Source organism: Paenibacillus sp. MDV22-iso6, from assembly GCF_058408365.1.
Window position 1 is genome coordinate 375,548 of the sequence record NZ_JBZVDZ010000004.1, and the last position, 11,868, is coordinate 387,415.

10 protein-coding genes are annotated in these 11,868 nt (G+C 47.9%); all 10 read right to left on the reverse strand.

The window, feature by feature from the left end; translation table 11 throughout:
- Positions 1-19: 19 nt before the first annotated feature.
- Positions 20-1,042 carry a FecCD family ABC transporter permease gene (locus tag AC4PM4_RS13745; RefSeq protein WP_491613844.1) on the reverse strand — a complete coding sequence of 341 codons (1,023 nt, stop codon included), beginning with the start codon at positions 1,040-1,042 and terminating at the stop codon, positions 20-22.
- Complete coding sequence (locus AC4PM4_RS13750) at positions 1,035-2,042, reverse strand: FecCD family ABC transporter permease (protein WP_063565358.1); 1,008 nt, start codon at positions 2,040-2,042, stop codon at positions 1,035-1,037. The genes AC4PM4_RS13745 and AC4PM4_RS13750 overlap by 8 nt, the downstream gene beginning before the upstream one ends.
- A 24-nt stretch (positions 2,043-2,066) precedes the next feature.
- Positions 2,067-3,068 carry an ABC transporter substrate-binding protein gene (locus AC4PM4_RS13755; RefSeq protein ID WP_072734624.1) on the reverse strand — a complete coding sequence of 334 codons (1,002 nt, stop codon included), beginning with the start codon at positions 3,066-3,068 and terminating at the stop codon, positions 2,067-2,069.
- Between the two features lie 117 nt (positions 3,069-3,185).
- Entirely contained in the window at positions 3,186-4,829 is a 1,644-nt protein-coding gene (locus AC4PM4_RS13760; protein ID WP_072734625.1) for an AraC family transcriptional regulator, read from the reverse strand.
- 109 nt (positions 4,830-4,938) lie between these two features.
- Positions 4,939-5,763 carry an alpha/beta hydrolase gene (locus tag AC4PM4_RS13765; protein WP_072734799.1) on the reverse strand — a complete coding sequence of 275 codons (825 nt, stop codon included), beginning with the start codon at positions 5,761-5,763 and terminating at the stop codon, positions 4,939-4,941.
- Positions 5,764-6,015: 252 nt separating this feature from the next.
- Entirely contained in the window at positions 6,016-6,876 is an 861-nt protein-coding gene (locus tag AC4PM4_RS13770; RefSeq protein ID WP_072734626.1) for a carbohydrate ABC transporter permease, read from the reverse strand.
- A 24-nt stretch (positions 6,877-6,900) separates the two neighbouring features.
- A complete protein-coding gene (locus tag AC4PM4_RS13775) occupies positions 6,901-7,848 on the reverse strand; it encodes a carbohydrate ABC transporter permease (RefSeq protein ID WP_072734627.1) in 948 nt (315 codons plus the stop codon).
- 27 nt (positions 7,849-7,875) lie between these two features.
- Positions 7,876-9,225: a sugar ABC transporter substrate-binding protein gene (locus AC4PM4_RS13780; protein ID WP_072734628.1), complete on the reverse strand. Its 1,350-nt coding sequence runs from the start codon at positions 9,223-9,225 to the stop codon at positions 7,876-7,878.
- 60 nt (positions 9,226-9,285) lie between these two features.
- Entirely contained in the window at positions 9,286-10,230 is a 945-nt protein-coding gene (locus AC4PM4_RS13785; RefSeq protein WP_491613845.1) for an amidohydrolase family protein, read from the reverse strand.
- An 18-nt stretch (positions 10,231-10,248) separates the two neighbouring features.
- The gene (gene argH, locus AC4PM4_RS13790; protein ID WP_072734630.1) at positions 10,249-11,757 is read right to left on the reverse strand and encodes an argininosuccinate lyase; all 1,509 of its coding nucleotides are present in this window, start codon (positions 11,755-11,757) and stop codon (positions 10,249-10,251) included.
- Positions 11,758-11,868 lie beyond the last annotated feature (111 nt).

Genomic DNA, 11,868 nt, shown 5'->3' on the forward strand with positions numbered 1-11,868 from the left:
CTGTTTCAAATCTGGCTTGTTACATCCGGTTTTTGAGCAGTAAAAAGATGAAATAAGGAACGCCAATAATGGAGATGACGATGCCCACAGGCAGTTCTGCCGGGGCAAATACCGTTTTGCCGATCAAATCACCTACAACAACCATCGCCATGCCGACCAAACCGGATATCGGAATGACCCGTTTATGGTGAAGCCCCACCAGCCGCCGTGCAATATGAGGAGCGATTAACCCAACAAATCCGATACTCCCGGATACGGCAACACAGGCACTGACGAGCCCAACACTGCCCAGCAACAATATTTTTCTCTCCCGATGAACATCCACGCCGAGTCCCATGCTGCTGGCCTCCTGCAGCTGCATGACATCCAGCACACGGGATTTAGCCCAAAGCAAAGGAATCAGCAGAACCAGCCATGGAATCATCGCCGATATGTATCGCCAATTGGCATTATAAATGCTGCCTGTCAGCCAGACGGTAGCCATCTCAAAATCGGACGGGTTCATCTTGAGGGAAAGATAAAGCGTAATTGCACTAAAACCTGAACCGATGGCAATCCCGACCAGAATGAGCCTTTGGGAATCCAACTGTCCGCGCTCCTGAGCAAACCACAAGATGAGAATAACTGCGGTTAATCCACCCACCAGGCCAAACAGCGGCATCGCCATAACGGACAACCATCCTGTACCCGTTATGGACCCGTGAAACAGAAGCATAAAGAGCACCATTGCTGTTCCAGCACCTGCGTTAATACCAAGCATGCCGGGGTCAGCAAGCGGATTGCGCGCAATACCCTGAATTACAGCTCCGGCAATCCCGAGTCCCAGGCCAAGCAGTAATGCAATGACAATTCGCGGCAGCCGGAAGTCAAAAATAACAAGATCATGCTCATGGACAGCGTCCAGCCGTAATAACGTTTTGACCACATCCATCACCGATATGTCAAACGCACCGTTAGTCAAACTGATATAAACGGCTGCTGCAATGATTATTGAACTTATGAAAATGACGGCCCATAATCTTCCCCGCTGCGGTTCAGGCATGTTTTCCCCCTCCTTTGGTTTTGATCAGATAAAGGAAGAAGGGAACGCCAAATAATGCGGTGACGACTCCAATTGGTGTTTCAAACGGAGAGTTAATGAAACGACTCAAGATGTCACACCAGGCCAAAAAGAATCCGCCCAGCAGAGCGGAGCACGGAATAATCCAGCGGTAATCCACCCCGAAGAGAAATCGGGTAATATGCGGAACCAACAAACCGACAAAAGCGATTTTGCCCGCCAAAGCCACAGATATTCCAGTCAGGATAACTACACTCAGTATCGATAAAGCCTTAACCCATCCGGTACGCTGCCCCAGGCTTGTTGCCACATCATCGCCCATCGACAGAATGGTAATAGACTTGGAGAGGATGATGGCTAACGCCAGTCCCACCACAGCAAATGGAATAATCAGCTTGATCATGCCCGGGTCCATCTGATGCAATCTGGCGTTATACCAGAAACTGATCGTTTGAGACACCTGATAATAGGTAGCCACGGCCTGAGATACACCACCGAGGAATGTACCAATAATCGTGCCCAGAATGGCAAGTCGAACAGGCGACATACCCCCCGGCAGTAACCAGGCTATGAAAAATACCAGTCCTGCTCCAAGTGCCGATCCCGCCAAAGAGTAAAATATCAGACCAAGAGATGACGTATTCGGCATAAATACCATACATAAGGTGATGACCACTACCGATCCATCGGATACTCCCATAATGGAAGGGGATGCAAGATAGTTTCTTGTCATCCCCTGCATGAGCGCACCTGACACCGCCAGAAAAGCCCCGATTAATAGAGCACCAATAACACGCGGGAGCCGGGATGACACGATGATCTGGTGATCGATGCTGTCTGTATCAAAATGGAAAATGGCTGCCATTATGGTTGAAACGTCAATGCTCTTGGCTCCGTACATGACGGACGCAAGAATGGTAACTGCAATGAACAGAGGTGCTGCTGCGAACAGCACCACCGGATTCAATCTTCTTTTTTGCATAGGAGTATACACGCCTTGCTCTAATTATTTGGATAACTGCTCAACTGCTGCTTTCAGGAATTCAATACGACTCCAGGCCGGACCACCTTCAGCCAATGGATCAATGACATTAACAAAAGCATGATTTTCCTTCAGCGCAGTTGTCTTCTGGATAATCGGGTTGTTCTGTAGATCTGTCAGGGCATTCGGGGTGTCGGAGTTCTCGGATGTCTCAAATTGTACAAACACATAATCCGGGTTCATCTCTGCAAACTTCTCTACCGAAAGTGCTTCCTGTGCTTTGGCTGCCTGAATCTCGGCCGGAACCTGGAATCCAAGGTCTCCATACAGAATCGGATTCACAAAGACAGACTCAGGATACACATACATTTGTCCGTTACGAATACGTACTGCCAACACCTTTTTGTTTTCCAGTTTGTCCCCAAGTTCAGCCTGGGCAGTAGTCAAAGCAGCCTTATACTGTTCAATTTCCTGTTTGGCCTGTTCCTGTTTGCCTGTCAGCTCAGCCAGTAGATTAAGGTTCGACTCCCAATCCGTAGCAATATGAGACACCTGAATAAATGGCGCAATTTTGCTTAACTGCTCGGCCACTTCAGGTTTAAACTTCGTAGAACCCAGGATAATATCCGGTTTCAGGGACAGAATGGTCTCAAAGTTAGGCTCAATCTTCTGCCCAATGGACTCAGCTTGATCCGTGATAGAAGCATACATCTCCGGGAATTCGCCGCCAAAAGTAATAGCCCCTACCGGATGTACATCAAGAACCAGTGCATCCTCCATGGCTTCCATGGAACCGGTAATTACAATACGGTTAACCTCTGTCGGAACCGTGTACTCCTGATCTAAGTATTTAATAGTTCTTGTACCTTCAGCTGCCTCAGCTGTATCCGTTTCATTGGTCGTCGCCGTTGTTCCAGTCGAGGCCGAATTCTCCGCAGTCCCTGACGCGTCCTCTTTATTGGCGCACGCTCCCAATACAGCGAGCATACATATCATTACCAAACATAACCCCAATTTCTTTTTCATCTCTGGTGATCCCCCTTCAATTTCGATTATTCTAATTGAGAATAATAATCATTATTGAATGATAAACAAGATTGACCGACAGAACCATGGACTCTGTCCTGAATCTCTATGGATTTTTCACCGATAGCGATCCATCAGATCGTCCAGGATGCGTTCGTTGGCGAGGGGCGAGTTCTCAAGCCAGGGATCAGCCGGGATGATGAACAACCGGTTATTCTGAACAGATTTTATATTTTGCCACAAGGAGGTTTTCTGCACATCCTCCCAGAAGGATAACGTCTCACTCTCCTGACATACCATCAGAAATATCCAATCCGTCTGCATTTCATCCAGTTGTTCCAGCGTAATCGGCTCGTTATATATCTCCCCTTCTTCACTGACATGAGCTGGTTTGACTGCCAAATCTCCATATAACACTTCCAACATGGATGGTGAACAATAACGTGTGAACTGATGTTTTAACAAACGGACAACGACTACCTTCTCGTTGCCAAGCTTTTGATGCATCATCGTTTTGACCTGGTCAACCTTATGATCATAAGTTTCCAGCCAACTCTTGGCATCCTGCTGTGTCCCCAGATGTTCAGCCAGAATCTGGAGCTGTGATCGCCAGTTGTGATCTGAGACCGTGAGGTAATGAACCGGTGCAATACCTTCAAGCTGTGCTTTCTCCTCAGGTCGCAAATGGTCGTAACTGATAATCAGGTCGGGCTGATGCTCCTGCAGAGCCTGAATTTTGGATTGCCATTCCATGTCAATCCGATAGGCACTCAGATGTACAGGGATGTCCTTGCCATACATTCGATAATAATACGATGTCCATTTCGGGTGCAGCGGTGCCGCATAGGGAATCATGTTCAGGGCCAGCAAATGTCCTGTAATCGCAATGTGATAGGCGGCAATTTTACGGCGGCGGCTGTTCATATATACCGAAGGGGATATTCCCATGGCTTTTTTAAATTTGCGACTGAAGTAAAATTCGTCGTGATATCCAACCTGATGAGCAATATCCCGCAGACGCATTTCAGTACCGGCCATCAGTTGTTTTGCCCGGTTAATGCGGAGTGAAGAAATATAATCAGTTGTACTCATTCCATATCTTCGCTTGAACAGGTCCACATAATATTTCGGACTCAGCCCGGCCATGCCTGCCAGATATTCCACGGTTAGATTCTCATTGGAATGCTCATCGATATAATCTTTGGTACGCTGGATCATCATCTGGGAATCTTCCTTGAGCGGAGGTGATGCTTCTGTAAGGCTTGCGAGTAATTGGAGAAATTGCACATGTGCCTGAAAATGTCCCATGGCCCTGCCACTATGCCACAGGTTGTGTATTTCTTCGCACATAAATGAGAGCTGAACGGTTGGTGACACCGCCAGCTCCTTGCCAGATCTGAACATCGGGGTATCTTTAACCACATGCAAAGTGTCAGGATCATCATGCAGCTCTTGATAAAGGTCAAACCGCATGATCGTTACTTCGGCTCCTTCATCTCCGAAAGAGGTCAGTCCAAAAGTGGATTCGGGTACACAGGAATATACGCCTTGTGCATGGATATGGATAGACCCCCGATCCAGTGTCAGTAAGGCTTCACCACCTGTGACCATGACAAGCACATAAGACGAGGTATGCTGCTGGGGAATGTTCCAGTCTGAAGTGGATTTCATTTTCTCCATGTCACGCAATTTTATAGTCAATCTGTCGAGTGGATACGTGGAATCCACTTCTTGATTAGGGTATAAGTTAGGGGAAATCATCTATTTATAGGCCTCCATTTGATAACCATTCTCAATAACTATCATCAGTATATCAAATTTTCAGAGACCCCCGCATCTACTAGTTCTTTCATGATGGTGCTCAACCCGATCAATCTCTGGATGCAAATCGCAGTACTCTGCTGATCAACACAGGCAATACAGAGATGTGACCTTCATCTTCAAAACAGATAAAATCAGCACGGACTCCATTTGCATCGGCATGGTTCAACCATTCGGTAAATGCTCGGGAACGTTCAATCACCCCGCTGGGATGACTCCCCTCCAGTTCTCCTGCTGCAAGTAAAACGTGAATTTCCATACGATTATCCAGCATACGGGAAGCAAACGTCTCTTGCTGCCGGGCGATCCAGGCCGAGTTCCAATGAAGAGACGGACTACCTGCAATGTAATTTCGGTATGTTCCCGGACGATCTAGTAACAACTGCAAAACAAATAATCCGCCCAGCGAGTGTCCCACAACGGACTGTCTGCTCCGGTCAATGGCATAGCGTCGTTCAATGTCCGGCTTCAATTGTTCCTCGATAAATTGGGTGAATGCTTCAGCGCCGCCATGCTCCGGCCAAGTTGCTCCGTCCGGTCTCCGGGGTAATTCATCTTCGGGAACCGACATCATAAAATCATAGTGCCTGTCCTGTGGAAAGGCTTCCCGGACTGTATACCCCACGCCAACAATAATTGCTGGCGCAACCCCGGTCTTCTCCGGGCGTAAAGATTGTACACGCATGGCCTCAACCATCGTACCAAACACCGCATTGGCATCCAGTAAATAGATCACGGGATATCCGGAAGCTGGCGGGGCGCTCTCCGGCACCCAAACTCTGATCTCGTACTCTCTTTTGGTCTGTTCTGCACGCATGCGGTAAAAGGTGGTTCCCGGCAAAGTTACCTCCGGTTCTGTTCCGTCATGTCTCATCACTTGTTTCAATGAAGTATTCCTCCTGGTTGCTACGGCTTTAGTCTCCGATTATATCCAAGGTAGGTCCGGCCTTCCATGGACGAATCACCCATTTCCATATGGAAAATGCACCGCTTCATTGCACGCATGGCTTTTCCATTTCCATGAAAGAACAAAGCCGGCCCCCTTGACGGGGTAACCGGCTCTGTTTTGTTTTGCTTTGTATTGTAGGGTTCTGTTTTTCTATAAAACATGTCCGTCGCTTTAATGCTATTTTAGACCTGTTGTAGCAATACCACGAATGATCTGCTTCTGAAAACACAGAAAGAGAATGATCAATGGCAGAACCGAAAGTGTTGCTCCAGTCATAATCTGCACCCAGTTGCTGCTGTCCTTAGCCTCGCTGGAGAAGAAAGCCATCCCGACCGGAATCGTAAACATCTCCTCACTCTGTGTAATAATGAGCGGCCAGATGAACGAATTCCAACTGCCCAGGAATGTCAGAATGCAGAGGGTAGCGAACGCTGGCCTTACCAGCGGAACAGCGATCCGAAGGAAAATGCCCCATTCTCCCATGCCATCAATTCGTGCCGCGTCCAGTAATTCCGAAGGAAGAGATTCCATGAATTGCTTCATTAGAAAAATGCCAAACCCGGATATTAAACCTGGAAACAGAATTCCCCAGTACGTATCCATGCCGTTAAAACTGCTGGATACAAGATACCATGGAATAATCAGCATTTCAGTCGGCACCATTAATGTACTCAGAATGAGTACAAAGATAACCTGTTTCCCCCAGAACGTAAATTTGGCCAGAATGTATCCCGTAATGGAATCAAATACGCAGACGCTCACGGTGGCAATGACGGCTACATATAAACTGTTCAACATCCAGCGGGGAAATGGAGTTCCCTGAAAAATAGCCGCATAATTATCCCATGTGACTCTGGAAGGGATGAGGCTTAGAGAGTAGATTTCATCCAGCGTCTTGAACGACGTCGATATCATCCATAGAAACGGAAACACCATCAACCCAAGTCCGAGCGTAAGTAAACCATAACTGATCATTGACCCGGAACGTTTCCAGCGGAGTGTTGTTCGGGTATCGGCCCATGCGGCAGATCTGCTCATGCTTGTAAAGCACCCTCCTTCCTTTTACTCCTGTTGAAAACGACTGCCAAGCACTTTAAGCTGAACCAGAGTCAGCATGAATATGATGACAAACAGAATGACGGTGGCTGCCGAGGCCAGGCCCATATCAAAACTCTTGAAAGCCAAATTGTATATATGAAGCACGACAGATATGGTGGAGTCCAACGGCCCGCCTCCAGTCATATTCAGCACCTGAGTGAAGGATTGCAGAAACCCGATGCTTGCCATGACGACAGATAGAAGCATGACCGGGTTCAACAGAGGGATCGTAATATGCACAAAGCGCTGCCAACCCGTGGCTCCGTCTATGGCAGCCGCCTCATAATACAATTTGGGGATGTTTTGCAGACCCGCCAGGAAAATGAGCATCTGAAATCCGATATTTTGCCATACCATCACCGCAATAATCCAAAAGATGGCCTGTGTGGGCGAATACAGGAAAGATTGCGGCCCAAGGCCCAACTCTATAAATAGAGCATTTACAATCCCGTTCTTCATCAGCAGCCACCGGAATATCCAGCTTACCGCCACTACACTGGTTACATACGGGATAAAGTAGGCTGTCCTGAACAATCCGCGCAGCTTCACCACTTGTTGGAGAAGAAGAGCCACGATTAATCCGGCAATCAACTGTGCAGGTACACCAACAACGACGTAGATTCCTGTATTCACCAGGGACTTGAGGAATAGAGAGTCACTTAGCAACGTCGCATAATTATCAAAGCCCACAAAGGGTTTATCCGGTGACAGCATGCCCCATTCGCGAAAGCTTACGTTAAAGGAATACAGAATCGGTAAGATGCGGATGACTACAAAATAGATCAGCGGAATCAACAAACCGCCATAAATGAATAACCGCTGTTTATGTCTGTAATTGAGTCTTCCTATTCCCGATCCGAACCATAAACGACGCCGTTTCGGCCGCGAAGGGATCACCCCGGTAGTCCTCATAGCTGCGCAGCCTCCTTGAATGAGAACTTATTTTTTCTTATCCTGTTTCGCCCAGTAGTCGTCATAGAGCTTCTGAGTTTTGGCCACCAGATCATTGAAGGCCTGTTCTTCCGGCACATGATTAAGCAGCACCTCATCCACAGCGTTCACAAACAACGTACGCTCCTGCGTCTCATCAATGAAGAAGTGGGCGTTGGCATCGTTCAGTTGGGAGATAAAAGGGCCAAGCAGCGGGTCATTCACATACTTATCCTGAAGAGCAACTTCTTTCTGTGCGGGAAGTTCACCGACCTTCTCCACCCATTGTTCCTGAACGCCCTTGCTGATCAAAAACTGTAAAAAGGCCGTAGCTGCTTCCAACTTCTCTCCGGTAACATTGGCTGGAATCGCATTAGCCCAGAATGAAGCCTGTGTGGATTTCCCTTTATAACCCGGCAGCGGTGCGACAGCAAAATTCAAATCGGGAGCGTCTTTTTTGATAGATCCCAATCGATATGAACCATCGACGTTAATTGCGGCATGGCCCGTTTTGAATGCATTGGCATCATCAGTGTAAAAGCCGTTAATTCCTACCTTATGCACGGTTGCAAAATCAACCAGATACTTGAATGCTTCAAGCCCTGCAGGGGTATCATTCCACAGGATTTTCCGACGATCCTCGCTCGTATCTTTGCCTCCCGCTTGATATAACAATCCGTCTCGGAACCAGTGATGAAGCTGGGAACCTGGTTCCCATGCGAAACCCTCTGTCACCAACTGCCCATTTTTGTCCGTTTCCGTTAATGCCTTGGCATCCGAGACAAGCTCTTCCCAAGTCGTAGGCGGTTTGTCCGGATCAAGTCCAGCCTTGGTGAACAAGTCCTTGTTATAAAACAACCCCAGCGTTCTCACGCCTGTAGGCAGAGCATAATAGCTTCCGTTTAATTTGGCTGTATCTACAAAAGGGAAAAATGCCTCGGCGATGCCCGGAAAGCTGCTTTCCGGCAACGGCTGTAAATAACCGGATTGCACATATTTGGGCAACCAGCCGTAATACAGATTGATGACATCCGGTCCTTTTCCAGCGGGAACCAGTGTAGCTACCTTTTGATTGTACTGGTCGTATGGAAAATTGGTTTGTTTGACTTTGATGTTGGGATGTTCCGTCTCGAATTCCTGGATTAAGGTATTGATCAGTTCAACCTTGGCTGGAAATTCGTACTGCCAGTACTCAATCGTGATGGGCTCCGTCTGATCACCCGAAGCTGTTACACCTGCCGAACCAGACTCTTCGGATGGCTTGGTTGAGCAAGCTGTAATGCTCAATAAGAGTAAACCTGCAATCAATAATTGCAGGGTCTTGCTTGGCCTGAATGAAAAATAACCGGATTTCGTCAAGTGAAGCCACTCTCCCCTCTTTTGCAACAAAAGTGTTATAACGTTCTCTATTTCCTTGGCTTACGCGTTGGTGGAACCGACGGCTTTGCCAACAGGCAGCTTCAACAGACGTCTTGCGTTATTTCCGAAGATGAGTTCAATGTCCGCTTCAGGGAAGCGAAGTTCACGGCATACACGCACCTGATCCTGCAAATAACGATAAGGATAACCACGCGGAAATCCGCTTGCATCCGTTCCAAAGATAATTCGCTCTGGACCCAGCAGCTCGTATGTTTTGCGGAATAACGTCTCCAGGTTCAGCTCATAGGGCATCCAGCGTACCCACTGATTAGAACCGGATGTGTCGATGTATACATTAGGGCAGCTCCAACTTAGATGCAGAAGCTCCTGGAAATACCCTGCGCCAAAATGAGGGATGATGAACGGAATATCCGGATAGGCACGGACTGTATTAAAGATGGCAAGCGGATTGATGTTGGGATGATGAACGATGCCTCCGGCATGACCAAGCATGCCAAAATGAATCAGGACAGGCAGGCGGCGCTCTGCAAGAAATGCCCACACCGGGTCGAGCGAAGGGGAGTCAAAGGGAATCTGGGTGAGAGGACCAAATAGCTTGTATCCTCGCAACCCGAGCTCATCAACTGCCCTACGCAGCTCAATGGATGCATCTTCATTTTCAATGGGATGATAGGCGAATCCGGTAAACCGATCCGGGTATAAGGATATTTGTTCAGCCAGATTGTCATTATCCAGAGCCGTCAGAAAGTTAAGTCCAGCAACATTGTATTTGTCCAATTCCTCTACCCACCGTTCAATTAACGGCCGTGCTGCTTCCTCTCCCTGCTCCTCCACCGCTGGGAAATCCCAGGTTAGTCGCATTCGCTCACTTCGTTCCTTGCCATATCGCGTCACCAACTCATGGTTTTTATATGAGGAAAGCAAAAGTTTATAAGGCAGATGGGCATGGATGTCAAAAACTCGAAAGTCGGGATTGGAGAACATTGATTTTACTCCTTCCATTTAGATTCTGTTAAGCCAGCCGTTTAGAATTAAATCCAGTTTTGCATCTACAGAACGGAGTTTATTAGTGGTATCGAGACTCCATTGTTCCTGTTTGCCGAGACGGAGCGCTTGGGCCTCCAATGCTCTTGCCACTTCTTCCGGATTGGGTCCACCACGCACATGCCGAATGTGTACAAAATGCTCGGGAGATATTGCTTCCTCTAATTGCTCATAGGTTAGGGCAAGCGGCTTGGCGGCAATTTCCTGTACCGCTGTGTTCACAACCTCCCAGTTCAATCCCGAAATAGAAATACCAGATTCCGTCAGCTGTGTTACAATCCGGCTCACGATGGAATGAGCTTGTCGAAACGATAATCCTTCTGTGCGGACCAGCGTATCTGCAAGTTCGGTAACCATGGCAAAACTACGCTCTGCCCGTTCACGCAGCAATGACACATTGACCTTAAGGGTATCCATCACTTCGGACAGCAAGCGATATACGGATTCAAGTGTATTCAGACTTCTCCATACATAGGGCTGCATATCATCTTCGGTATCTACAATGTCACCAAAGGGCGTGTTATGCATCATGTTAAGAGCAGTTGCTGCATCCCCTTTGGCACTTGAAAGGAGTGAACGGGCGTGTTCAATGGATACCGGATTCCGTTTTTGCGGCATGATGGAACTAATCTGAACGTAAGGGGCAGCTACAATTAATGCACCATATTCCTGTGTGCACCATAACAGCAGATCCTGAACGAAACGCCCCAGATTTATAGCTGCCAGTTGGGCTACAGAGGCGGCTTCACCTGCATAATCTGCACCGCTGACGGCATCATAGGCATTCTCAATAATGCCATCAAAGCCGAGCAATTCTGCGGTTCGGTCTCGACAGACCGGAAATCCAGAAGTGGTGAGAGCAGCCGCACCAAGACTGCTGCGATTGCAGCCTGTATAGGCGGATTTCAACCGCTCGAGATCCCGTTCAAGGGAATCGCTAACGGCACAGATGTAATGGGCAAGTGTGGTCGGCTGGGCTTGTTGGGTGTGCGTGTGAGCAATCATGAGGGTATCGATATGACGTAATGCAAATTCTCTTAGGCTTCGGTGTAATGACAGCCCTGAGGAAATCGCTGAGTTCAGCTTATCCCTTAGCACCATACGATAAATGGCGATTCCCATATCGTTTCTGCTTCTGGCTAAGTGCAGATTCCCGACAGAGGGTCCGCCAAGCTTCTCTAGTTCAACTTCGACTTGGTAGAACAAATCTTCAACGTGGGAGGAATACTCGCTCGTTCGGAGCCCATCCACATCCAGACTCTGTACAGCCGAAGCGATGTGGCACGCTTCTTGCTCCGGAATGATGTGTTGTTCACGGAGCATAATTAGATGTGCTTTGTTTACGGCCATCATGGGGTTCAGCAGATGCTGTGTGGCCTGGTTATAGGCGGGTTCAAGTACAATTTCGGCATAGGTTTGACTGGGAAAACCAGACACTTGTGTTGGATTCGTTGACGTTGACTTCACCTTCCTTGTTCTTCATCTGAATATACAGAGATCTGAAATGCCGACTAATCAGGTCGGAATGTTTAGTTCAAAACTCTACCACTATTTTGGTATACATACAACTTTATCCTT

Bases quoted from the DNA above. Each gene is read 5' to 3' on its own strand.
- AC4PM4_RS13770 (WP_072734626.1), bottom strand. From the start codon at position 6,876: ATGAGCAGATCTGCCGCATGGGCCGATACCCGAACAACACTCCGCTGG.
- AC4PM4_RS13775 (WP_072734627.1), bottom strand. From the start codon at position 7,848: ATGAGGACTACCGGGGTGATCCCTTCGCGGCCGAAACGGCGTCGTTTA.
- AC4PM4_RS13785 (WP_491613845.1), bottom strand. From the start codon at position 10,230: ATGTTCTCCAATCCCGACTTTCGAGTTTTTGACATCCATGCCCATCTG.
- AC4PM4_RS13745 (WP_491613844.1), bottom strand. From the start codon at position 1,042: ATGCCTGAACCGCAGCGGGGAAGATTATGGGCCGTCATTTTCATAAGT.
- AC4PM4_RS13755 (WP_072734624.1), bottom strand. From the start codon at position 3,068: ATGAAAAAGAAATTGGGGTTATGTTTGGTAATGATATGTATGCTCGCT.
- AC4PM4_RS13760 (WP_072734625.1), bottom strand. From the start codon at position 4,829: ATGATTTCCCCTAACTTATACCCTAATCAAGAAGTGGATTCCACGTAT.
- AC4PM4_RS13750 (WP_063565358.1), bottom strand. From the start codon at position 2,042: ATGCAAAAAAGAAGATTGAATCCGGTGGTGCTGTTCGCAGCAGCACCT.
- AC4PM4_RS13765 (WP_072734799.1), bottom strand. From the start codon at position 5,763: ATGAGACATGACGGAACAGAACCGGAGGTAACTTTGCCGGGAACCACC.